At 60.9% G+C, this 22,847-nt stretch carries 17 protein-coding genes and 4 pseudogenes; 8 read left to right on the top strand and 13 right to left on the bottom strand.

Annotated elements, in window-relative coordinates; genetic code table 11:
- Positions 1-63 precede the first annotated feature (63 nt).
- From MTX21_RS19795 to istB, 3 genes and pseudogenes are all read left to right on the top strand, one after another.
- The gene (locus tag MTX21_RS19795) at positions 64-201 is read left to right on the top strand and encodes a hypothetical protein (RefSeq protein ID WP_280966421.1); all 138 of its coding nucleotides are present in this window, start codon (positions 64-66) and stop codon (positions 199-201) included.
- Between the two features lie 118 nt (positions 202-319).
- Positions 320-1,615, top strand: coding sequence for an IS21 family transposase (gene istA / locus MTX21_RS19800; protein WP_280966422.1), 1,296 nt, complete (start codon positions 320-322; stop codon positions 1,613-1,615).
- A gap of 20 nt (positions 1,616-1,635) precedes the next feature.
- Positions 1,636-2,472: pseudogene (istB, locus tag MTX21_RS19805) on the top strand (IS21-like element helper ATPase IstB).
- Between the two features lie 445 nt (positions 2,473-2,917).
- Here the strand turns inward: istB and MTX21_RS19810 are convergent.
- Both MTX21_RS19810 and MTX21_RS19815 read right to left on the bottom strand, forming a co-directional pair.
- Positions 2,918-3,691: a metallophosphoesterase family protein gene (locus tag MTX21_RS19810; RefSeq protein WP_280966423.1), complete on the bottom strand. Its 774-nt coding sequence runs from the start codon at positions 3,689-3,691 to the stop codon at positions 2,918-2,920.
- Positions 3,670-4,653: a hypothetical protein gene (locus tag MTX21_RS19815; RefSeq protein ID WP_280966424.1), complete on the bottom strand. Its 984-nt coding sequence runs from the start codon at positions 4,651-4,653 to the stop codon at positions 3,670-3,672. The genes MTX21_RS19810 and MTX21_RS19815 overlap by 22 nt, the downstream gene beginning before the upstream one ends.
- Positions 4,654-5,806: 1,153 nt before the next feature.
- Here MTX21_RS19815 and MTX21_RS19820 point away from each other — a divergent pair.
- The 3 genes and pseudogenes from MTX21_RS19820 (at position 5,807) to MTX21_RS19835 (ending at position 8,167) form a co-directional block, all read left to right on the top strand.
- Positions 5,807-6,331: pseudogene (locus MTX21_RS19820) on the top strand (SOS response-associated peptidase family protein).
- Positions 6,332-7,165: 834 nt separating this feature from the next.
- Entirely contained in the window at positions 7,166-7,408 is a 243-nt protein-coding gene (locus MTX21_RS19830) for a hypothetical protein (protein ID WP_280966425.1), read from the top strand.
- Between the two features lie 405 nt (positions 7,409-7,813).
- Positions 7,814-8,167 (top strand): hypothetical protein, encoded by a 354-nt coding sequence (locus MTX21_RS19835; protein ID WP_280971108.1) that lies wholly within the window; start codon positions 7,814-7,816, stop codon positions 8,165-8,167.
- 33 nt (positions 8,168-8,200) lie between these two features.
- On the opposite strand, the gene MTX21_RS19840 is transcribed toward MTX21_RS19835, so the two are convergent.
- From MTX21_RS19840 to MTX21_RS19850, 4 genes are all read right to left on the bottom strand, one after another.
- Complete coding sequence (locus MTX21_RS19840) at positions 8,201-8,473, bottom strand: hypothetical protein (RefSeq protein ID WP_280966426.1); 273 nt, start codon at positions 8,471-8,473, stop codon at positions 8,201-8,203.
- A gap of 68 nt (positions 8,474-8,541) precedes the next feature.
- Positions 8,542-8,718 (bottom strand): DUF3606 domain-containing protein, encoded by a 177-nt coding sequence (locus MTX21_RS19845; RefSeq protein WP_280966427.1) that lies wholly within the window; start codon positions 8,716-8,718, stop codon positions 8,542-8,544.
- Positions 8,719-8,928: 210 nt separating this feature from the next.
- A complete protein-coding gene (locus MTX21_RS40105; protein ID WP_341511999.1) occupies positions 8,929-9,138 on the bottom strand; it encodes a hypothetical protein in 210 nt (69 codons plus the stop codon).
- Between the two features lie 1,990 nt (positions 9,139-11,128).
- The gene (locus MTX21_RS19850; protein WP_280971401.1) at positions 11,129-11,818 is read right to left on the bottom strand and encodes a hypothetical protein; all 690 of its coding nucleotides are present in this window, start codon (positions 11,816-11,818) and stop codon (positions 11,129-11,131) included.
- Between the two features lie 424 nt (positions 11,819-12,242).
- Here MTX21_RS19850 and MTX21_RS19855 point away from each other — a divergent pair, with 424 nt between their 5' ends.
- Positions 12,243-13,661: an FAD-binding oxidoreductase gene (locus MTX21_RS19855; protein ID WP_280966429.1), complete on the top strand. Its 1,419-nt coding sequence runs from the start codon at positions 12,243-12,245 to the stop codon at positions 13,659-13,661.
- A 289-nt stretch (positions 13,662-13,950) separates the two neighbouring features.
- Here MTX21_RS19855 and MTX21_RS19860 read toward each other — a convergent pair whose 3' ends face one another.
- The 5 genes and pseudogenes from MTX21_RS19860 to MTX21_RS19880 form a co-directional block, all read right to left on the bottom strand.
- Complete coding sequence (locus tag MTX21_RS19860; protein WP_280966430.1) at positions 13,951-17,073, bottom strand: adenylate/guanylate cyclase domain-containing protein; 3,123 nt, start codon at positions 17,071-17,073, stop codon at positions 13,951-13,953.
- Positions 17,074-17,417: 344 nt separating this feature from the next.
- Positions 17,418-17,579: pseudogene (locus tag MTX21_RS19865) on the bottom strand (CBS domain-containing protein); the annotation flags it as partial.
- The gene (locus tag MTX21_RS19870) at positions 17,563-17,862 is read right to left on the bottom strand and encodes a CBS domain-containing protein (RefSeq protein WP_280966432.1); all 300 of its coding nucleotides are present in this window, start codon (positions 17,860-17,862) and stop codon (positions 17,563-17,565) included. The gene MTX21_RS19870 and the pseudogene MTX21_RS19865, both read right to left, overlap by 17 nt.
- Positions 17,863-18,231: 369 nt before the next feature.
- The gene (locus tag MTX21_RS19875; RefSeq protein WP_280966433.1) at positions 18,232-18,933 is read right to left on the bottom strand and encodes a hypothetical protein; all 702 of its coding nucleotides are present in this window, start codon (positions 18,931-18,933) and stop codon (positions 18,232-18,234) included.
- Complete coding sequence (locus tag MTX21_RS19880; RefSeq protein ID WP_280966434.1) at positions 18,930-19,661, bottom strand: winged helix-turn-helix domain-containing protein; 732 nt, start codon at positions 19,659-19,661, stop codon at positions 18,930-18,932. The genes MTX21_RS19875 and MTX21_RS19880 overlap by 4 nt, the downstream gene beginning before the upstream one ends.
- A gap of 218 nt (positions 19,662-19,879) precedes the next feature.
- Here MTX21_RS19880 and MTX21_RS19885 point away from each other — a divergent pair, with 218 nt between their 5' ends.
- Complete coding sequence (locus MTX21_RS19885; RefSeq protein ID WP_280966435.1) at positions 19,880-20,326, top strand: cupin domain-containing protein; 447 nt, start codon at positions 19,880-19,882, stop codon at positions 20,324-20,326.
- A 195-nt stretch (positions 20,327-20,521) separates the two neighbouring features.
- Here the strand turns inward: MTX21_RS19885 and MTX21_RS19890 are convergent, their stop codons facing one another.
- Both MTX21_RS19890 and MTX21_RS19895 read right to left on the bottom strand, forming a co-directional pair.
- Complete coding sequence (locus MTX21_RS19890; protein WP_280971109.1) at positions 20,522-21,361, bottom strand: ABC transporter substrate-binding protein; 840 nt, start codon at positions 21,359-21,361, stop codon at positions 20,522-20,524.
- Between the two features lie 60 nt (positions 21,362-21,421).
- Positions 21,422-22,721 (bottom strand): annotated as a pseudogene (locus MTX21_RS19895) (IS256 family transposase).
- Positions 22,722-22,847: the final 126 nt, after the last annotated feature.

Raw genomic sequence — 22,847 nt, forward strand, 5'->3', positions numbered from 1 at the left:
TCGAGCTGGGGTCTTCTTTTGTTGGCATTACACGCATCCGCGCTTTCGGAGTTTTTCCTAGCGTTGGGTACGCTGGATCTCGAATCGCTCGAGGCGGCCGACGGCCGCCTGACGCTCGTGCTGAGCCAGCCAAATCTCGAAAAGGAACAACACGCCAGCGAGCCCGGCGAGCCCGAAGTAAAGTTTGATCATCGCCAGTGAATGCGCCGCGGGGGCCGATGTTCCTTTGACTGCAGCGCGGAGTGTCGCGCGCCATGGAAAACTGCCCCCTCGGCGTCACGAGGAATTGCCCCTCCTCGGATAGCTGAGGAGAGAGTGAATGAAGCAGGAACGAATCACGGAAGGCTCGCCGTGGAGTGATCCACGGGGGCAGGTGATGAAGACGCCGGATGACGTGGCGGAGATGTTGCGCCTGAGGGCGTGCGGGTGGGGTCTGAAGCGGATTGCGCGGCAGCTGGGCTGCAGCCATCACACGGTGAAGGACTACGTGGCGGCGGGCGGGGTGAAGTCGCCTGAGCGGCCGAAGCGTCTCGACGGCCTTGAGGGTTGGCTGCGCGAGAGGCTCATTCGGCATCGCGGCAATGCCGATGTGGTGCGCCAGGGCCTGTTGGCCGAGAAAGGCGTGACCGTCAGCCGGCGAACGCTGCAACGCGCCGCGCAGCCCTATCGCCAGGCGCTGAAGGCGGAGGCGCTGGCGACGACGCGGTTTGAGACGCCGCCGGGCCGGCAGCTGCAGATCGACTTTGGGGAGCGCCTGGTCGAGATCGGAGGGGCGAAAGTCAAGGCATTCGTGTTCGTGGCAACGCTCGGCCACTCGCGACGGCTCCATGTGCGTGCGTTCCGGGCCGAGAGGCAGGAGCATTGGTTCGCCGGGCTCGAGAGCACATTCACGACCTTCAGCGGTGTGCCGGAGGAAGTGCTGATGGACAATCCTCGGGCGCTTGTCGTGCGCCACGACGCGGTGAGCCAGTCGGTTCAGTTTAACGACAAGCTGATAGCCTTCGCAAAACATTGGGGCTTCCGTCCTCGCGCTTGCGCGCCATATCGGGCGCGCACGAAGGGCAAGACCGAGAACGGCGTCGGCTACGTGAAGAAGAACGCGATCGCCGGTCATTCCTTCCCAAGCTGGGAAGCATTCGAGGCGCATCTCGACAGGTGGGAGCGTGAGGTTGCGAACGTTCGTATCCACGGCACGACCGGAGAGGCGCCGATCATCCGCTTCGCGCGTGACGAGATACATCGGTTGAAGCCGCTCGGCGGGCAGCCGTCGTTCGGATCCTTGCGTGAACTGACCCGTGTCGTCGGCAATGATTGCGCCGTCGAGATCGACACGAACAGCTACTCGGTGCCGTGGCGCCTGATCGGCGAGCGCGTGGCGGTGACGATCGCGGCCGGCGAAGTGCGGATCCGCCATGGATTGCACCAGGTTGCGGTCCACAAGCAATCGGAGGGGCGCCGGCTGCGGATCGTCGACTCCGCTCATCTCGATGGTGTTGCTGGTTGCAATGGCGCGGTCCGCCGAGCGGAGATCGCGGCGGTGCTGGCGCCGTCTCCACCGCCCTCATTGTTACGCCCTCTTGCCGAATGCGAAGCCGTGGTCGGAGGAAGCTTCTGATGGCGCGGGCAAAGAAGATAATGGAAGCAACGGCCGATCCGCTCGATGCCATGCTGGCGCGATTGCAGCTCTCCGGCATCCGCGATCAGCTCGACAGCCTGCTCGACGAGGCGGCGCGCGCGAACCTGTCGGCGCGTGAGACGCTGATCCTGCTGTGCGAGCGCGAGATCGCGCGCAAGGATCATCGCCGCATCGAGTGGCGCTGAAGCTCGCACACTTCCCGGCCGTGAAGGAGCTGGCGGGCTTCGACTTCGAGGCGCAGCCGTCGATCGATCCAAAGCAGATCCGCGACCTGGCCGCGTCACGTTGGATCGCCAACGGCGAACGTGCTGCTGCTCGGACCGCCGGGCGTCGGTAAGACGCATCTGTCGATCGCGCTCGGGCGAGAGGCGATCCTGGCCGGGTACACGGTGCAGTTCACCACCGCGACGACGCTGGTCGCGGGCCTTGCCAAGGCGCATGGCGAACGGCGTCTGGACGAGAAACTTCTCGCGCTCTCGAAGCCAAAGCTACTGATCGTCGACGAGCTCGGCTACCTGCCGCTGGAACCTGACGCGGCACATCTGTTCTTCCAACTGGTCAGCCGGCGCTACGAAACTGGCGCCATGCTGATCACCTCGAACCGCAGTGTTGCCGAATGGGGCGCCGTGTTCGCCGATCCCGTGGTCGCCACCGCGATCCTCGACCGGCTCTTGCACCACAGCCACGTGCTGACGATCCGCGGCGACAGTTACCGGCTCCGCGCCAAGCGCAAGAGCGGCCTCATCCAGCCGCCGCCCGCCGGTGACGGCCCTCCGGTCGGCTCCGCCTCCCTCCGGCCCGTCACCGTCGGAAACAACCTTCAACCGAGATCATAACCCAGATGGTGGGGGCAGTTCTTCATGACGCAAAGGGGGCAGTTCCGGATGGCGTTTGACAATATCGTGGCCTGTAGTAGCGGGGGAGCGCTACTTACGTTCCCCCCGACAGGATTTGCCCCAGTTTCTGATCTCGGTTGCATAGTTTCGGGGCTCTCGCATCTTGCCCGGAGAGCACGGCTGCGATCTTTGGCATGTTTCGCCGGGCGCTCGTCTGGCAAATCCGGAGCATGACCTGAAGTGGATAGCCCTGGGCCACGACGGTCTGGAGCGCCGGATCAAGTCGGAACTCAGGCGCGCGGAGGTGACGCTACGGGGGTCGCCGCGCGTTTGAACGAAGCCATGACTTGATCTGCAGTCGGCTTCGATGGACCGGTAATTGTTGCAGAGCAGTCGGCTTAGGTGTGATCGGTGGGTCGGTCCGGCAGCCCTTATCCCCGTTCACTCACGAACGGCCGAGGAGCTTGCGGCGCCAGCTGTAGTACCGATCACGCCAAAATCCGATACGGTATCCGGCCATGGCGGCTTTCGCTTCCGTCAGAGCGTCATCATACGACACGCGCAGGAACTCGATGGTCAGCAGGACGCTATCGAATAGTGCAAACTCCGCCAATTTCGGTTGAGGCTTGCGCGACGCGTCCAGCGATCCCGGGTTGATGAAATATTCGCGATCGGGATTCAATTTCACGACCCCGTTCGCGGGAAGCTCGCGGATGTCTCCACCCTCCCCGATCTCGAAGATTCTTTGCTGGTGCACATGACCGTAGAAGCAAATCTTGCGACCCGGAAGATCCGCGCGAAGGTGAGCAACGTTCTCCGCGATATGGTGGATGCCGGTCATATACTGCTGCACGTCGCGCACGCCGCCATGAACCAAAACTGCACGATCCTCGACAGGAAGGCTTCGCGGCAGCGAACGGAGGTACTCGACGGTGCCGGGCCGGAGCGAGCGGCGCGTGCGCTTGAGAGCATACATTGCCTTATTCGAGCAGCGCTCAAAACCAAGAATGCCGATGCCGATGAGATCGTGATTGCCCGCGATCGAGACTACCCCGCGCTCGCGCAAGATGGCAGTGCATTCGTCGGAGTCTGCGTTATAGCCAATGATGTCGCCGATACAAAGGAGCCGTTCGGGACCGTAAAGGTCGAGCGCCGTAAGAGCCGCGATCAGGGCCTCGCGATTGCCGTGGATGTCGCCTAGGATGCCGTAGAGAGCCATTGGCGCCACCATGCCATCATCAGTCTGAACAACTTGCGAACCTTCCGCACGAACGCCCGCACGAACACCAATGCAAACGGCGCGGGATCGCTCCACGCGAACACGTTGTAGACGGTTCGCGAGAAGAGGATCGAGGAAACCCAGTCCGCGAGGGTCAACTGCCCTTGCCGCGAAAGCGCGCGATAGGCGTGCCAATCGAGCGGCAGGTAGAGCCAGCGCGTGTCGGTGCGGTAGGAAAGGCGTGGCGGCCGCCTTCCGGCCACGACGTAATTATAGGCGACCTCCATGAGGTTGAGGCCGTTCGCCGCGCCGAGACAATGCCAGAGATTAAATCGCGCATTCACCTCCAGAGCGAAGTGCCGACCGGATAGCGCATCGGTCTTGAAGTCTATTTTGAAGGGGCCTTTCAGAGGTATCTGCTCGGCCAGTCGCCGTCCGAACGCCGCGAGTTCTTCGTCCTCGACCATCTCGATAAACGAGCTCTCGCCCGTGAGCGGCGGCGAGGTCCGCAACTTCCTGCCGACGAAGGAAGCAAGAACCTTGCCCTGCTCGTCGGAGATGCCATGGAATGACCATAGCTGGCGATCATCTCCCCGGATGTATTCCTGGAACACGAGCTGCCCCCGAAGGGGCGCAATGGAAGGATGGGCCATCGCCGCTCCGCCGTTCTCGAAAATGAGGGCCTTGCTGTGGTCGCCGAACAGCCGAACCTGCAGTGGCGAATGGTGCCAATCGGACTTCGAGCGCGGCTTCGCGAGCACCGGACCGACGATCTGGGAAAGCATATCCCAGTCAAGGCTGCGGGGCACGAGAACTCCTCTGGCGCGCGCGAGTTCGTCAAACCGATCCTTCGTCAGCAGCCCGATCGCGACGTCCGGATCGCACAGAAGCAGCAGAAACTTCTCCTGCAAGCGCTCGCGATGCATGCAGATGAGCTCGAGGAAGTAATCCTCGCCATACATCAGAGGAACACGGCGGCCGAGACGGCCCGATAGTCGCTCGCCGGCGTCAAGCAGCGCATCGAGCAGCGCAGTTGGTTCGCTGCGCGGCGGAAGAATGCAGCGGCCGCCGCAATAGCGTGAGGCGAATGTCGGATCATCGCCTTCGCTTGAGGCGACGATCGCCGGAATGCCCGCCATTCCCAGTGGCCGAAGCAAGACGGGGCCTGCCGCCAGCAGAACCGGTGGCCGCTTCGTCGTGATATGGCGATCCCTCACCTCGAGCATGCTGGCCATTGCTCCTGCTCCTGCCCGATCAAGCCGGCCAAAGCGTGTTGACCCGGCCGAGAGACCGCCCGCGCTAGCTGAGAGCGAAACAGCTTAGGAAGATCGTCAGCCAGCAAAGTCCAACTGGCCACGCCGCTTCCGCGCTATAGGACCGCGCGAGGGTAGCGGGAGTGTTGGGCTCGGCTCCAACGATGTTGGTTCGAGATGGGGACGAGCCCCTGGGAACCGGAATTGAACGGCGCTCCTAAAAGATCGTTCTCTAAACCGCCTGAGAGGGTGGGTACGCTCGACGGTTGAGATCGTGATTGCCGCCCATCCGTTTTCCTCCCGGTCTGAACTATGCTCTCAGATTGACAACAGCGCGCAGTCACGATTTCAAACCCCACGCTGTGGCTTAACGTTCGCTCCTCCCGTATGTGGGAGATCGTCGCATACGAAGCTGTGGTCCGCGCTGCGTCGCTACATGGCCGAACGGCGAGCGTGAACTCAAACGTACTTTAAATTATGAGGAGCTTAAATTTAAATTATGAGTTAGTTTTTGACACATATGTCAGCTTTCAGACTGGCGGGGCGCCTGTTTTCCGCAACGTCCAGGTACCACGGACCCGCGCAGCCATTCGAGATAGTAAGCTGATCGATCGAGACAACTGAAACATATTTCGTATTTACTTCGATACGATCAGCGGGGCGAAAAAGTGTTTGATGTCTATCGCAATGATAAATGCGACTTGCTCGTCCTAAGCAAAGGCTCTGCGATACCAGCGCTCAGCTCTAGGCATAAGTGGCGCAAGAGCAGAAAAAGCATTTCCAAAGTCAGCGACGAGATCAGGTTGGCCGTTCAGGGACAAGGGTATTACGTCCGTAGCTTGCGCGTTGATCTAGGTCGGCGTTGTGCAACCTCTACAGCATCACCACCAACCAAGCCGCGATCCCCGCCGCGCACGGGTGGCCCGCCGGTCACCAACATCCGCAATACGTCATCGCCGCACTGGCGCGGCTGGCTCAAGCCCGAGGACCGCTGCTTGGTCCTGCAAACAGCTTTGCAGAGTACGCCCCAGAGCCGAACCCGGAGACCAAGAAAAAGGACGTGGTCTGGTTTGCGCTCAATGAGAATCGCCCGCTGTTTGCGTTCGCAGGCATCTGGACCGAGTTCAAGGGCGACCGAGGTACAAAGTCCAAACCGATCCCGGGACCGCACAATGTCTATGGCTTCCTGACGACAACGCCGAACTCAGTGGTCGCGCCGATCCATCCGAAGGCGATGCCCGTCATCCTGATGACGGATGAGGAACGCGATGTCTGGATGCGAGCGTCGTGGAATGAGGCGAAGGCGCTGCAGCGACCACTAGCGGATGATGTGCTCAAGATCGTGGCGCGCGGGCCGGACAAGGAAGACAAGTCAACCACGATATGAAGAAGTACACTCAGGAACGTCCCTTCCCGGACGCAGAAGCCGCCGCGCGCAAGCTGGTCGAGATCGCCGCCGGCATCGAGCCCGTGCAGGACGCCGCATCCACATCGAAAAGATCAATGCGCCCTTCCTCTGCATGCTGAAGGCCAGCGGCGAGGAGTTCGGCGCCGAGATCAAGTGCGCCGTCGAACGTGGGTGGCTTGACCTGCACGTGAGCGGGACCTTCGTGCGCCTGTTGGCAAAATGATGAGCAAAGAAAGGCCCCAGCTCCGTAGGGGCAATGGGGGGATGAGCTGGGACCAATGCCCTGGGGGGAAGGGCATCGGGAAAACTTGGCAAACGCGCAAATGTTCCTTACCTTTGTGAAGAGCCGGAGGTAGTAGCGTAGAGGGGCCGCCATGGGCCATCGAGCGTCTACACCCGTTCAAGTACTGGTGGAAACGAGCGGAGCAGTTCCGCAGCAAGGCTGACCGCAGCCAAGTCGAGCACGCCAGAGAAGCACTGCACAAGGCGGCTCAAAATTATGAAGAGCTTGCGCGGCGCGCCGAGAAAATCCGCACCGAACAGGACTTAGAGGACCGCCGCCGTCGCGTCATTCAGAACTACGCGATCAGTGGACGATCAGCGCGGGATCATTCGAATTCATGGCAGCAGGAATTTGCCATTTTTCCCGGTTTCCGATCCTAGTATTCTACTTCGAGTTACCTCACTGCCTTCAACTGCATGCGCGCCGGCTTCAGGATCGACTTACACAAGCAGTGATTAGGAACGACGGGATCGTTGACCCGATTGGGAAGAAGCACGGCACCAAATCCGTGCTTTGCCCAGGAGGGGACGGTGTCAAGATCTCTGGTTTCGAAGGACGATCTCGAGCGTATTGCGCTGCAGGAGGTACGCAGTTTTCCCGGCACCGAAAACGTCCTCTCCGTCGAGATCGAATTTGAGGCCGGTGACCGCCCCGGCATAAACTGGAAACTGCATGTAATTGCGCAGGAGGACTGCGATCTCGCGCGCGTGCAGTATGCCGCAAAGACTACGGCTGGCCGGCTGAAACTTCGCTATGAGATCCGTTTGAACTAGCCTCCCGCGGGGTGCTCCGCAACTCGGTCCGCACCCCGCGCCGGTCTGCATACTTATAAACTTGGTCCGTTTCGCCTTCAGCGGCAAGCTTCAATGTGCCGGAAACGAACGCCGCCAATCTCATTCGTATCGATCAAAGATACCGCGCTTGCGGTCCGCGTGTTCTGCGAGCCTGTCCCACTCGGCCGCGAGACGCAGCCAAGCTTCCTTATCCGTTTCGCTCGCGCACTGGGCGGCTAGGTGAAGGCATTCCTCAGGCTTGCCTCTTGAACCTGTCGGCGTCCAATTGGGACACTGCATCTCCTATCGTCGTAACTTGCAACTATCGACAAGAGTTCCGCTTTTCAGAAGGCGGAACACTGGGTCATGATCGGAGTTTTCGTCGCGGTCATCCTGGAGTTGCGTATGCGTCAGTCACCTTCGGTCGTACCGCTCGATCGTGATATCTATCTTGTGCTGGAAGATTTTGGCGCCCGTGCCGGCTGCGCTTGGCGCGAGACCGACGAACAAGACGCCGACTTTGAAACCATCCTCCGCCATCTTCTGTCCGGCCAATACGCCTTTCCGGTGCGGATCATCGCCTTCAATGCGATCGAAGGGTGGTCACGTGACGCAACGTCAGAACTCGCCGACGCGATTGCCCAACGCGCCGCTGATGCGGATGTTGACGTCTCGCCTTCGCTGCAAGCTTTCATCGCTGCCAATGCCACGAGACGGTTTGACGCTCAGCTAACGCTGCCCTTCCGAGGCGCTGCTTGAACTCAGAGTGTTGGTGTGGGTCTCCGGCCCTCATCAGTGGCGCGTCATCTTCGGCTCGCCCTCAACTTCTTCAATGATCCGCTCGACGTCGGGCTCGTCGAAGGGGGCGGTCCTGTTGCACGCGCACGGTTCGCCCGCTCCGCATTGACAGCCGAACTCTGCGCTCCAAGCGCGATTGGGGTGGTTCTCACAAACCCAGCCAAGCTTAGCGACAAGCTTTAGAACTTCGACGATCAGGGCTGACAGCGCAAGTGCCGTCGCGAGATCCAGCAGGAGGAGCAGTGACGCGCGCTCGGCGTCCCTCACGTCAGCCCTCGATATAAAGAACGCGCGGGCTTTGCTCCAAAGACCGCAAGCATACCGCGCGCCTCCGGTTATGCCGACAGCTCTTTCCGAACCGCAGCGGCCGAATTGCCGACCTTATCGACGGCTCTCTGCAGCTCCTCCTTCGAAACACCCAGCTCCTTCGTCCAGTTCTTGACCTCGAAGTCCTCATGCATGTTGATCTTGCTACGGTCTCGCTGGTCCTTTTTCGTGAGGTTGTCGCTCATCTTCCTCCTCCATGGCCTGTATGAGCCGTTCGTCATCGAGAACGTCCAACAGGTCATTGATTGTTTTGTTGCAGTCGCACGGGCCGGGCTCGACGTAGCTTGCGAGAATAGCCTGAGCCTCTTTGACGGCTTGCCTTACGCGATCCGGTTTCATGCCGGCACTCCAGTCACCAAGCAAGAAAACTCGCTTAGAAGCGACGCGTTCCTTTGCTAAGCCCTTTGAACGAGCCAGCCCTTAGCAAACCCTCTGCCGTGATTATCCCGATACTCGATGTCGGCATAGAACTTCGGCTCAACCCAAGTGGCCTTCGGCTTCCTGATCGGCTTCGTCAACTTGGATATCGGGCTAACGACGGTATCGAGCTGCTTGCGGGTTTGGCTGGATACTGTGCGGGACCAACCGGTCCCAACCTTGCCAATCTAGACCAACTCTTTGCCTTACTGCTTGCCGAGATAGAGCGCGGCAACACCGGTCGGGTCCTTGATGAACCCAACCACTGGGACTTTTCCCGGTGTATACGGTTTTGACCTTTACCCAAGCTTCTGTTCGCTCTGAACCTAGATTGTTGCCCCTGCGCCTTCCCACATCACTCTCACCCCGGCGGCGGCCTTTTCGCGAAAATACTTCTTAGTGGAGGCCCACAGAGGTCTACACGCGCGGAATTGCCAGTGACGTCCGAGATATCTCCAAACGAGATACGCCAGACGGTGTTCGGATAGCTGCCGGAGCACACCAAATGCGTTGTATCTGATGCGTAGTTGGCGCAGCGTCTTAGACACTGCTTAGCCAGCGCAACTTGGCGCTCGGGGCAGCTCAGGCCAGTTCTCTTGTCTTCAGCCCTGTTGGCATCGTCCTCGAATAAGCAATCCCGCAACTGCGCACTCCGGGTCAACTCTTTCACACATTGATTGGTCGCCTCATCGAGCTGTGCTTGGGTTGGATTTGTCGATGGGCAATGCTGGGGGATCTGACGTGGGGGCACGTAAGTACGCGTGCGCAGCGGGTGGGCGAGCACCGCGCTTTCTCGGAACTTGCCGCTAGGGCGAGAGGACCCGGCGGACGGTATTCGAGGACTCTCAACGCAGGCGACGGGAACGCATCTGGTCCACAGCGGACCCGTGGTCACGCACCGATTACTTTCTGGCGCACAGCCGGCGGGGCAACAGGCCTGGGCAAACGCGGACGATGATAGCAGCGCATATGCCACAATTTGGATTACCAACTGGAGCTCTCGCATTTCATCCAGCCACTCCGCTCGCGCCCAACGTTATGCGGCCGGCCCCCGAAGTGCCGCGGAGCGCTCAGGGCGCCAATTGCGGGTCCGTCAGTGGAGACTGCTGATAGTACGATCAGCGGCCATTTGCTTGGTCAGTCGCAGCGCCGCTCTCTTTGCTGGATCATGCGGCCATCCCGTTCAACCGTAGTGGTTACCGTGCGACAGCGCTGCCGTGGACCTACAGTGACACCACCAGGGCCCACGCCAACCGTTGTATCGGACTCGTGCCGCCCGCGACGATTCCAATCATAGTCCCTATCGCGGTCACGTCCCACCTGAACATCGACGCCTTGAGCAATCTTGACGCCTTGGGCCGTGGCCGGAGCGATGGTTGGGGCAGTAACCAGCACCGCTGAGGCTGCCGCTAGGGCAAGAGCGATCCTCATCATGTGGAAGTCCTCCTCGGGCTTGACAGAGAGGTGAAACGGACAAGAGCACCGAGGGTTCCTCTGGCCGGGCACGGCGCAACGACACCCTAGCTGTTGCTACGGCCGAAATAAAAGCCTGCGCGGAAATCGCCGTTTGTATTCCCGCACGTTCAGCTATCCCCCGAGCTCCAACATCGACGAGAGATAGAGATATCCGGAAAAACTATGCAATGTCACAACCGGAGGGGGCGGTCGAGCATACGCTTTCGGCTTTGCGTTCAAGAGCTGACGTCCGAATGCAAATGACTACGTAAGAATAAGGGCCCCGACGATTTGCACGTTCGGGGCCCTTCAAGATCCTCGGGCCGGTTACATCCGCCGTGCCTGACGATCTAGATGTCGCTAATTACCGCACCTGATCTTGCATAGCGTGTCGTCGGACCGACATCGATGTGATCACTGTGCTCGAATTCCGCGTTTCGAGCCCAAACCGCTTGCGTCGCGTGGCAATGACCCTCCTGGACAACTCGTACTCCAACTGACGCGCGATCATTCGCGCCCGCGTAGCCTCGGCGATAGTGCGTGGAATACCGGAAGGCATTTCGTTGACGATCAGTCGAGCGACGCTTTCAGGCACGTCTTCGGGGCTGCCGAACCAGCCTCGATTCTGTGCAACGTGCGGAAAGGCTCGGCGCCAGGCGGACAGAACTTCAAGTCATCCTCCTTTCTAGGACCGAACGAAGCCCTTGAAGCTCGGCTCAGGCTTCACGGGGGGTACTTGAAATGCGGTTCAGCGGGCGCCTGGGCCGGCGGCGGAACGTGCTGATCATCGCCGCGCGGCAGGGTCCCGGGCGCCGTGCCGGCGATCACAGCATCCGCGTGGGCGCAAAGCAGCTTGGTTACCAACTCCAATGCCGCTAGCACTCCTACGAGACAAGTCGCGACGAACTTGTCGAGCCCGAGAGCGTCGTAGACGAGCGGGACGGCGCGAGCGGCATGCTCGGAAAGTCGCGCAGCCGAATTGTTGAACTCCGCCCCGACGTCCGTCAGCTTGCCAACCAGACGATCGATTTCGGCAGCCGTTTCTGCGCGCAGCTTCTTGTCAGCGGCGTCCTCCTTGGCGCGTTCAAGATCGGCGAGCTGCTGGTTCATCTCCGTCAATGCAGTCTTGAGGGTCGCGGCACGATCCTGGGCGGCGCGCAGTGAAGCCTCCGCAGCATCAAGGCCGGCATCGTCGCTGCTCAGGGCGCTTTCCTTGGCCTGTCGCGTGGCGAGCCATGGCTTGTTCGCATTCGGCGAGCTTCGTAGTGAGCCGGTCACGGTTGGCCGTTGCGGCGTCAATGTCGCGCTGGATGGTCTTTTCGGGAGTCGATTTAAAAATGCCCATTGCTGATCCTGTCCTTTCGCGATCACGTTACGCGAGGAAAGGACCGCTTTGCAGGGGGCATTTTCCAACGAAATACAACCGGCGTTATGTCCGCTTTTGGGGCCGGAAGCAGTCGGAGGACGAAACGCGGCGAACGTCCGCGATGGGCCACCTCCGGACTCATGCATCGCAGCAATGACGCGCGATGTTCAGGTGGAGACCATCGTCGGCTCCGGCGCCATCGAACTCGACGGTTCTTAGGATCTGTGGGAACGGTTCGAAAGCTGGCTTGTGCGGAGCGGATTTGCCGAGATCAGGGACGCTAGGCGCCCGATACGGCTGCCGCCGACCGTACTTGATCCGAGCGGCCCGGCAGTTTTGGGGGTCCAGTTTAAGCTCCCTTAGTCGATCCAATGAGTATAGATTTTGGACCGGTAGGAGACGAGGAGCATAAGAAATTAGAACTCAAAATATCGGTGTCCTCCGCAATGGCGTGGAAATTGGAGAGTCGTCATGGCCGATGTTCTCGCCCAGCAGCCCGAGTACAGACTGAGTCAAGCGGCAGTCGCGGACCTTCGTACAGCGCTTCGCGGCGCCCTCCTGCAACCCCCCGACGCTGGATACCGCGAAGCGCGCTCGATCTGGAACGGCATGATCGCCAGAGAGCCGGCGCTCATCGCCCGGGTAAGCGGCGCGTCGGACGTTGTCACCTGTGTGAACTTCGCCCGCGAGAACGGACTGCCGCTGTCTATTCGAGGCGGTGGGCACAATATTGCTGGCACCGCGCTCTGCAACCGCGGGCTGATGATCGACATGAGCGTGCGGCGCGGTGTGCGCGTCGACCTCGGCAAACGCATCGTGCGCGCAGAGGGCGGCGCCACCTGGGGGGATGTCGACCACGAGTCGCAGCCCTTCGGCTTGGTGGTTCCGGGCGGCATTGTGTCGAAGACTGGTGTTGCCGGGTTCACGATGGGCGGCGGATTCGGTTGGACCTCCCGCAAGTACGCATATGCCGCGGACAATCTCATTTCCGTCGATATTGTCACCGCAGACGGCGAGCGCCGCCATGCCAGCGAGACCGAGAACGCCGATCTTTTCTGGGCGCTGCGGGGCGGCGGCGGCAATTTTGGCGCGGTCACGTCCTTCGAGTTTCGGGCACATCCACACGGACCGCAGGCGCTATGCGGGATGGTTGTGTACCCGATGGCGCAAGCGCGCGACGTTGCGCATGAGTTTCGTCGGATCACTGCCACGGCGCCGGACGAGTTGTGCTGTTTGCTCATCCTGCGCATTGCCCCGCCCGCGCCATTCCTGCCCGAGGAACTGCACGGCACTCCAATAGCGGCGATTGCCGTATGCTGGACCGGCGATCAGTCCGCCGGACAGGATGCGATGCGTGCGCTCAAGACCTTCGGCAAGCCGGCCGCCGACACGATCACGATGAAGCCGTTCATCGCGCATCAGACCATGCTCGATTCCGGCCAGCCGTTCGGCCGCCGCTATTACTGGAAGTCGGATTTCTTTGCCGACATGAGCGAGCGCCTGATCGATGCGATGGTCGAGCACGCCGAACGTATTACCTCACAGCATTCCGCTGCTCTCTTCATGCACATGGGCGGCGCTCCCGCCCAACTCGATCGCGGGCTCAACGCCGTCGGCTTCCGGACGGCCCAATATGTGTTGAACGTGCAGGCGGCCTGGGAGGATCCGCAGGAGGATAGCCGTCATATCGAGTGGGCGCGCGAATACTGGGCGGCAATCCATCCGTTTTCGAGCGGCACCGCTTACATCAATTTCATGACCGAAGACGAGGGCGACGCCCGCGTGCGCGCCGCCTATGGTGATCGGCTCTACGCGAGGCTCGCCGAGATCAAGGCCAAATTCGATTCGGGAAACCTATTTCACGGCGCACAGAACATCGCGCCGCGATAGACATGCGTCGACACCGTCGAGGCGACCAGGGCGACTGGAGGGATGTGTCGTGCAGGATCACAGGGTCATCGTCACATCATCACCAGGTCCATCACTGAGTAAGCCAGGTGCTGGCGGCCGGCACGAATTGGCCCGTTGGCTGCATCATTAGCTAGTTGCTGCGTGACCGCAGTGGGTTATCCAACACGCTTTCGCTCGGGGCGCCGCGCCCGCAGCTCCCCAAAAACCGACCTGAGTCTTAAGGCATTGCCTTTGACGCGACAGGCCACAAGGCGACATGCTGGCCGATTTACGTCAGTTCGTCGAGCAATGCCTTTGCGGCTCTTAGGTCGGCGGTTTCGAAGCCCTCAGTGAACCAGCCGAACGTTGGAGTGAGCAACGCGCGGGCGTCACTGCGCCGCCCTTGATCGCACCACAGGTGCGCGAAGCTTAGAGCTGCGCGAAGCTCCAGCGACTTGGCGCCCTGCGTGCGGGTTGTTGCTATAGCCTGCGCAAAGCACGCTTCGATCTCAGGGGCCGAAGCGCCCTGGACTCGCAAAAGTTCTCCCTCGATGCGGGTGAGTTCCCCCTCCCACATGTGTTCCTGATTTCTCGCGACGAGGTCCTTCGCCTCGGCAACGACGCGCAGCCCTCGTTCGGCCTGACCTGCCTGCGCATAGGCTGCCGCGAGCATGCAGAGATACCGGGCTTGATACCAACTAACGCCGAGTGCGGTGCGTTCCGCGGCGTTCTGGCACATGAGCGCAATGCCTGCCTCTGCGGCACCCTGCCGGACCATGACCCAGCCGCGAAGGATCAGACCGTTCACGCGCCAATAGCCCAGGCTGTGCCGATCGGCGAGTTCAGCGATCACATCGACATGCGCTCGCACGCCCGGGACATCACCGAGCAGCTCGTCCAAGCCGGCGCCAGCGAAATTGTGGACGTGCGCAGTGAGGTTTGCTTGATCCAACTCCGCGGCGCAGCGGAACGCCGCGGCACTCGCATGACGCGCTTGTTCGGGAAACCCGAGAATCCAGAGGACCAGGGCAAGATAGGTGAGGGCCGAGACTTTCGGGTCGTGAACATAATGCACTGGTTGCGATCGATGCTGACGCGCGTCATACAGGCGCAGGATCGTCTCGAACTCGGACCGCGCCTTGGAAAACGCCCCGGAATGCATGGCCGTGATCCCGGCCAAGCGGTGGCTCGCAAAGCGAACTACCGGATTCGGCAGGCGCTCCGATACCTGTCGTGCCTCGTCGCTCAGTCGCTGCATCATGGGATAGTCGCCGCGCACGAAGTAATAGACAAACTCGCCGCTGAGGGTTGCGACCAGAGGCTCCGCCTCACCGAGACGCTCGCAGAGGACACGTGCCCGGCTGTAGGCGGAACCCGTTTGCGGCGCGGAATAGCCGTGCACGGCGATCAGAGGCGTGCCGAGTGCGATCTGATACGCGAGTTCCCGCCGGTCCCGCTCGGGGCTGTCCGGAAGCGTTAGCAGTGCCTCCAACCCGCGGCTCAGATGCCGGATGGCTTCTAGATTGGCCGAACGTTGGGCGGCGCGCTCGCCGGCTTTCAGCCAATAGCCGATGGCGTGCTCGATCCGGCGTGCTTCCATGAAATGGAAAGCCAGAACTTCCGGCTCGCGCGCAACCCGCTCGGGAAAGCATCGCTCCACTGCTTCGGCAATGCGCGCATGCAGCTGTTGCCGATCGCTGCGCAGAAGCGTGCTGTAGGCGGCGTCCTGCACCAGAGCATGCTTGAATGTGTAAACGGACTCCGGCGGCGTCCCGCGTTGGAACACCAGTTCAGAGGTGACGAGCCGAGCCAATTCGTGCTGCAGCTCCCGCTCGGCTCCGCCGGCGATGGCACTGAGCAACTCATAGGAAAACTCACGGCCTATGGCGGCGCCGGTCTGCGCCACTTGCTTGGCACCTGCACCAAGCCGATCGAGCCGCGCCATGAGGGACGCCTGCAGAGTCGAGGGCTGAGCCAGCGCTGAAATGGATCTGCCCCCGGCGCCGTGGCTATCCCCATAGTCCTCCAATACGGCTTTGGTTAGCTCCTCGACAAAGAGCGGCACGCCATCGGTGCGATCGACGATCTCTTTCACGGCATCTGCGGGCAAAGTCTTGTCGCCCGCAACCCGCCGCACGAGCATTGCGCCCTGGTGCTGGGCCAGACGGCGAAGAGCGAGGAACGTGACGTGCGACCGTCCCGCCCATGGCTGCTGAAACTCAGGTCGGAAGGTGATCAGTAGCAGCATTGGTAGACCCGCCACACGATCGACTACTCGATCCAGTAACTCGCGCGAGCTGGGGTCGATCCAGTGCACGTCCTCGTAGATCATCAAGAGAGGCTGGTGCCGGGTTAAGGCTGCGAGCTGGCGAAGCAGCGCCTCGAATGTCTCCTCCTTCTTTCGCTGCGGATTGAGTTCACTTGGCGTGTACAGATCGCCGGCAGGAATCTGCAGCAATTCGGCCAGTAGAGTCATATCCGCGATTGGCAATGATGTCGGTGCCGGCAGCGTCTCCAGCTTGTGGAACTTGATCTCGGGCGTGTCGTCGCGCTCAAACCCGGCGGCTCGTTCTAGCTGCACGATGGTCGGGTACAGAGCACTGTCCCGGTGATGTGGTGAGCAGAAGTAGCGCAATCGGACGTAAAGCTCATCGGCCAGCCGTTCTTGGAACGCAACGCTCAAGCGTGACTTTCCAATACCCGGTTCGCCCGTGAGTAAGACGACCTGCCCTTTTCCTTCCTTGGCCTGTTTCCAGCGCCGGAGTACCAACTGGATCTCGTCCTCACGGCCGACAAACGAGGTCAGAGTGGCGGCGGAATGCAGAGCCTCGAACCGGCTATCGACCACGCCTTCGCCCCGCACGCGCCACGCGGCCACCGGCGCGGCGAAGCCCTTTAGTTCGCGCTCGCCGAGTCCCTCATAGTCGAAGATTCCGCCCGTCAACCTGTGCGTCCTTGCGTCGATTACCACATCGCCTGGCTCCGCCAAGGCTTGCAGCCGCGCCGCGAGATTCGGTGTCTCGCCCACGACACCGCGCTCGTAAGATTCGCCGGCGCCAACAAGATCGCCTACAACCACAAGGCCTGTGGCGATGCCGACGCGCACCCTTAGAGTCCCGCCCGGCGCAGCCGATACCGGCCGCGGGATTGCCGCAATCTTCAACCCGGCACGGATAGCCCGCTCGGTATCGTCCTCATGCGCTCGTGGGTAGCCGAAGTAGGCCAACACCCCATCGCCCATGTACTTGGCGACGAAGCCATCGAAGCGGCCAACTACCCTCGCAACGTCTTTGTGGTACTCTCCGATCACCTCGCGCAGGTCTTCGGGATCGAGTCGTGATGCAAGCGCGGTTGAGCCGACGAGGTCGCAGAACATGACCGTCAGCTGCCGGCGCTCTGCACCCGCAGACATCAGGCTGCACGTCACCGCCCCCGTGGAAGACCGTGAAAAGGCGCCGTCAGTCAGAGAGGCACCACAATCCCTGCAGAATCCGTTGCCAGCCGGATTCTCGCGACCGCAAGCGCGACATCGCTGACCGAGCGGGACCCCGCAGTGCCCACAGAATCGGTTATCATCACGATTGGCGCTTCCGCAGCTCGGGCATTCCATGGTCGCCCTCCAGCCGGGACGACAGTCTAGACCATTATGCCGACGGCGGCGAGCATCGCTGAACTCGCGCCCCGACCATTGGATGGTCCGGCTTGAGGGTCACAAGCAGACATACGCGAGGGCGACGGCACCGCGCGGTTCGTCCGTCAGCCCCCGGGGCCGTCCTTCATGATGTAGCCCATCAGGTCGTCCACGTTGTGCTCCAAATCCCGGATGATGTTCTTGACGACGTCTCCGATCGAGATCACGCCCACGACCTTACCCGCGTCCAGCACTGGCAGATGGCGAAAGCTACGCTGAGCCATCATTACCCGCGTCCAGCACTGGCAGATGGCGAAAGCTACGCTGAGCCATCATTGCCATGCAGTCCTCCAGCCGATCGTCCGGCTTGACCGTCACCGGGTTGCCCGTCATCACTTGGCCCACCGGCGTCTGCTTCGCATCAAGCCCGGGCAGCAGCACTTTGATGGCGCAGTCACCCTGGGTCACGATACCGACCAGCACGTCGTCGTCGATGACCAGCGCCGACCGGACCCGGTTGTCCGCGCATCTGGCGCAAAGCTTCGACAACCATGTCGCCGGAACGAACATGGATCAGGGCGTCACTCTTCTGGGCCAGAGCGCTTTTTACTGTGCTCATCGATTTCCTCTCGTAGGCCCTGTCCTGCCGGCCTTGATGGTCTGCATTTAAGAATAGTCGAAATATCTTGCGTCGTCAGCACCGCGCGATGTCGCCGGCGAAGCCTGCCACCGATCCCGACAGCGGGATTTTCACCGCCTCGATGGCGTAGCCCTGGTACCCAGGTTCAAGCGGTCTAAGCACTGGCACGGGCTCAAGGGCTGCTATGGGTCAACAGCGTCGGTTTGAGTTTCAGCAGTTGACTTTCGGTCTGCCCCACACTTCGGGCGCAAACAATCGCGAGGGACCAGAACGCGACATCAGCGCCCCACGTCGGCCTACTAAGCCTGCGCCCTTTGGACACTGCTGGCCATCTGCTCTGCCCACGCCGGATTGTGGGCCTTGAGCGGTTCCAGTACGCCGCCGGGCTGCCCTGCAATGCCGGGCATCTGTTGCGCGCAGCGCCGAGCGTCGTCCCACTTTCCAAGCGCCGCATAACAGCAGACGAGCACTTCCTGGCTGGTCCGCCAACTCGGCCGTACCTGTAAAGCGCGCGCTGCGGCCTCCAGAGCCGCTTCCGCGCGTCCGGAGAAGAGCCGTGCCAGCGCAAGAATGTTGAACCAGACGAAATTTTGCGGATCGTAAGGGCTCAGTCGCAGCCCACATTCAAGCGGCGCAATTGCGTCCGCTGCGCGTCCGCTGAACAGGAGAGCCATTCCCAAGACTAGATGACCTAGTGCAAAGCTGGGGCTGATTTCAACCGCTTTTCTGGCGGCGCTAGTTGCCTGCTCGAACTCGCCTGCATACGCACTGACGATCGCAAGCGAGTAATGTGCATAAGGGTTTCGTCCGTCCAGCTGAACGGCGTTCAAAGCCGCTTCCTTGCCCTCATGCAAATCTGCCGCACGATCGTCCGACCAGCCATAGGCAACCAGGCCGGCGCTGACCCGACCGAGCCAGAGATGCCCTTCCGGAAGATCGGGATCGAGATTAGCGGCCTGACGAAATAGCTCTCGGGCTTTCAGATGGTTCTCGTTGGTCACCTGATGAAAATGCCAGGTCCCACGCCGTACGAGTCCCAAGCTGTGATGTTACCGGTGTGTCGAGCCGCTGCTTGCGCGCCTTCCGTTTTGAGCAGCTCCGGTTCAATAGCGCCCGCTACGCGTTCTGCAATTTCGTCTTGAATTGCAAACACCTCGGTCAATTCGAGGTCATAGCGCTCAGCCCAGATATGCTTTGCTGATGTGGCCTCTATCAGCTGTGCAGAAATCCGGATCTTCTGAGCGGACCTGCGGACGCTTCCCTCGATCAAATACTCAATGCCGAGTTCCTGCGCGATCTGCTTTGCGTCAAGCGATTTGTGCTTGTAGGCAAAGCTTGAGTTGCGCGCGATGACGAAAAGCCAGCGAAACCGCGTCAGTGCGGTAATGATATCCTCGGTGATACCATCGGCGAGATATTCTTGCTCCTTTTCGCCACTCAAATTCACGAACGGCAGAACGGCGATGGACGGTCGATCCTCAGCCACGGACGTCTTCGTCTCAGTGGTCCGTTGAATCGGCGCTGTTGCCGGCCCAACGAATCGATAGCCGACGCGTGGAACCGTGGTAATCCAATCTCCCCCTTCTGCAGTAGGCCCGAGTTGCTTTCTCAACGCGGCGATCTGAACCGAAAGGTTGCTCTCTTCGACTGCCGTGTCGCCCCAGGCCGCCTGCATTAATTCGTCTTTTGTCAGCACTCGACCCGGTGAGCCAATCAGAGCCTCAAGCAAACGAAAACCCTTGCTACTGATGGCTACAGGCCGGCCCTCTCGAAGAAGGCTTCCGCGTCGCCTATCAAGGACAAATGGGCCGAAGGCGAAATCTGTAGACATGCCGCGACACTAGCGGATTTTGCAAACTCTCGGAATATTTCGGCTTCGCGTTCAAGACTTTTCGGGCGCTGATGGCAGAATTTACGCGCGTGGATCTATCACCATAGGAGGGCTCGATGACGGTTCTTGAAGCCACCCAGAGCAAGAGCAACGCGATTGCTGCAGCGCATAAAGCCTCTGTCGTGAAGAACGGCGCTGGCTACCGCGCCGAACAAGGCAGCGATTACCAGCCCGGAGTGAGCGCAGAAACAGTGGGCTCACGATCGCTCTGGCTCGGGATGATAACGCTTCCGGCCGGGAAGCGAACGCTTGCACACGTGCACGAGTACCACGAAACTGCGCTCTACATGCTCAGCGGCGACGAAATGGAATTGTGGACCGGCGACCAACTTCAGTATCGCGACATTGTGCGTCCAGGGGATTACATTTTCATCCCCGCAAACATGTTGCACGTTGCGGTGAACCGAGGCGCACAACCGGCCGTGTTCATTGGCTCACGCAACGAAGCGACGGCACAGGAAAGTGTCGTCCTAAGACCTGAGATGGACCGCAAGGTGCCGTAGAAATGTCCACAGGACCCCACTGGATCAAATCTGGCGGGCCGGAGAAAAGCGATGGTCGGCTCAGGGTCAAAATGCGAAGAACCCAGGTTGAGCAGGTCTGGTCCGCTCTGGCTCAATGAGGGGCCTCTTGCAGAAAATGTTCAACTTCGCCGATGGGCTAATAACGGACTCGTGTGCCGCAAAGAATTAGCCCATCTATTCGATAACCTCGTCGGCGGCTGCGAGCAGCGTTGGCGGCACCGTGAGGCCGAGCGTCTTGGCGGTTTTGAGGTTGATGATAAGTGAAAATTTCGACGGTTGCTGTACCCGAAGATCGGCAGGCTTTTCGCCTCTGAGAATGCGATTAATGTAGCTTGTCGCGTCCAGGAACTGGCTGGTCACGTCGATGCCATACGAGAGCAGGCCGCCCGCCGTAGCGAAGAATTTGAAGCCGTAGACGGAAGGTATTCGGTGGGCAGCTGCTAACTTGACGATGAGTTGCCTGTTGGATGATGTGACAGTGTCTCCGGGAATGATCAGGCCGCCGTTCGGGTCGTTCCCTAAAGCCGTCAGAACCGGCTCTATGATCGAGGGATCACTCACCACGACTTTGGTGGTTTCGACGGAGAACTTCGGTGCCGCCTTCTCCGCCGAAAGAGAAATCGCATCGCTGGACGACGAGTTTCCAACCATCACCGACACGCGCTTGACGCCGGGCGCGATCTGCTTGAGCAGATCCACGAACTTCGCCCCTTCCACCGGCTGATTGGTAAAGCCGGTAATATTTCCGCCGGGGCGCGCAAGACTTGCGACGAAACCCGATCCCACCGGGTCAGTGACTGTCGTGAACACAACGGGGACGTTGCGGGTAAGCTCCTGCAAAACTCGCGTAGCCGGGTTCGCATTCGCAAACATCACGTCCGGCGACATTTTGAGCAACTCCGCTGCGGCGGTCCGGGCGCGCTCGGTTTGGCCCCCATACCAGCGGTAGTCGATCCTAATATTGCGGCCTACGGTCCACCCAAGTTCGTTGAGGCGTTCCTCGAACGCCGCGATCCGGGCCTGAGACTCCGGATCTTCAGAGCTATCGCCAAATTTTGGTGACGGCTGGGCCGGTCAGGCGGCGGCGGTTATGGGCTGACGGTCGGTCGGCTTGGCGATGACCTCGATCCCGTCGTTGAATGTCACACCAAGAACGAGTTTTGGCAACTGGTCGGGGCCATCGAGACGGCGCCAGCTTTTCTGTGCGCCCTCGACCAGTTTGAAGACCATGGCGAGCGCGGTCCCGTTCGACAGACACCCCTTCGATCGGATGGTGCGGTGGCGCACGGTGGCGAAGGTGCTTTCGACGGGGTTGGTCGTCCGCAAGTGTTACCAGTGCTCGGCCGGGAAGTCGTAGAACGCGAGCAGCGTGTCTCGATCCTTGCTCAGGCAGTCGGCCGCCTTCTCGTATTTCAGCGCGAAGCTCTCGATGAAGGCGTCGAACGCCAGCTCGGCGGCGACCTTCGTTTCAGCCATCCAGATTTCCTGCAAGCGCGCTTGGCTTTCGGCTGCAGGCTCTTGCAGCTTGGCGAGCACGTTTGCAGTCTTGTGCACCCAGCAGCGCTGCTCGCGCGTTTTCGGCCAGACCTCGCCGGCGGCTTTCCAGAAGCCGAGCGCGCCATCGGCGATGACGAGCCGCGGAGGCACGCCGAGCCCGCGCCCCTTCAGATCAAGCAGCAGATCGCGCCAGTCGTGCGCGCTCTCGCGGGCACCATCGGTGAAGCCGACCAGTTCCTTGCGGCCTTCCGGCGTCGCACCGATCAGCACGAGGATGCACTCCTTTTCGTCCTCGAGCCGCGCCTCCAGATGGATGCCATCGGCCCAGATGTAAACGTAGCGCTTCGCCGACAGATCGCGCTTCTGCCACGCGGTGTGCTCGTCGAGCCAGCCATCCTTCAGGCGACCGATGGCGGATGCCGACAACCCGGCAGCATCCTTGCCGAGCAGCGCAGCCAGCGCCTCCGAGAAGTCGCCAGTCGAGATACCCTTCAAGTAAAGGACCGGCAGCAGCGTCTCGATCGACTTCGAACGGCGCATGTAGGGTGGCAGGATCGACGGAGAGAACCGGATGCGGCCGGGATCGGTGGCGTCCGCCTCGCGATCACGCATACGTGGCTGGCGGATGGCTACGTGGCTGGCGGATGGCGACCGGACCGATACCGGTCATCACCTCGCGCTCCGGCAGGTGACCGTGGCGGACGACGCGCTGGTGGCCGTCCGCGGTCTTCAAATCGGCATGCTTGCCGAGAAAGTCCTCGACCTCGGCCTCGACCGCCTGGGCGAGAAGGGCACGTGCCCCGTTGCGCAAGACTTCTGTGAGTTGATCGGCGACGTTTCCTGGCTGAATCAGCTTGATGATGTTATCTTTCGACACGGCATATCGCTCCTTCGGTGGAGAAGTGGAGGCGTCAAGCACTCCCACGATATGCCGCCTTTCCGATTCCCTCCGTCACCAACTTTCGGCGATAGCTCAGCGCGCCATCCGTTCAACCTCTATGCC

This window comes from Bradyrhizobium sp. ISRA430, from assembly GCF_029909975.1.
Classification (GTDB): domain Bacteria; phylum Pseudomonadota; class Alphaproteobacteria; order Rhizobiales; family Xanthobacteraceae; genus Bradyrhizobium.

Bases quoted from the DNA above. Each gene is read 5' to 3' on its own strand.
- istA (WP_280966422.1), top strand. From the start codon at position 320: ATGAAGCAGGAACGAATCACGGAAGGCTCGCCGTGGAGTGATCCACGG.
- MTX21_RS19810 (WP_280966423.1), bottom strand. From the start codon at position 3,691: ATGGCTCTCTACGGCATCCTAGGCGACATCCACGGCAATCGCGAGGCC.
- MTX21_RS19815 (WP_280966424.1), bottom strand. From the start codon at position 4,653: ATGTATGGCGAGGATTACTTCCTCGAGCTCATCTGCATGCATCGCGAG.
- MTX21_RS19835 (WP_280971108.1), top strand. From the start codon at position 7,814: ATGCGTCAGTCACCTTCGGTCGTACCGCTCGATCGTGATATCTATCTT.
- MTX21_RS19845 (WP_280966427.1), bottom strand. From the start codon at position 8,718: ATGAGCGACAACCTCACGAAAAAGGACCAGCGAGACCGTAGCAAGATC.
- MTX21_RS19855 (WP_280966429.1), top strand. From the start codon at position 12,243: ATGGCCGATGTTCTCGCCCAGCAGCCCGAGTACAGACTGAGTCAAGCG.
- MTX21_RS19860 (WP_280966430.1), bottom strand. From the start codon at position 17,073: ATGTCTGCGGGTGCAGAGCGCCGGCAGCTGACGGTCATGTTCTGCGAC.
- MTX21_RS19870 (WP_280966432.1), bottom strand. From the start codon at position 17,862: ATGTTCGTTCCGGCGACATGGTTGTCGAAGCTTTGCGCCAGATGCGCG.
- MTX21_RS19885 (WP_280966435.1), top strand. From the start codon at position 19,880: ATGACGGTTCTTGAAGCCACCCAGAGCAAGAGCAACGCGATTGCTGCA.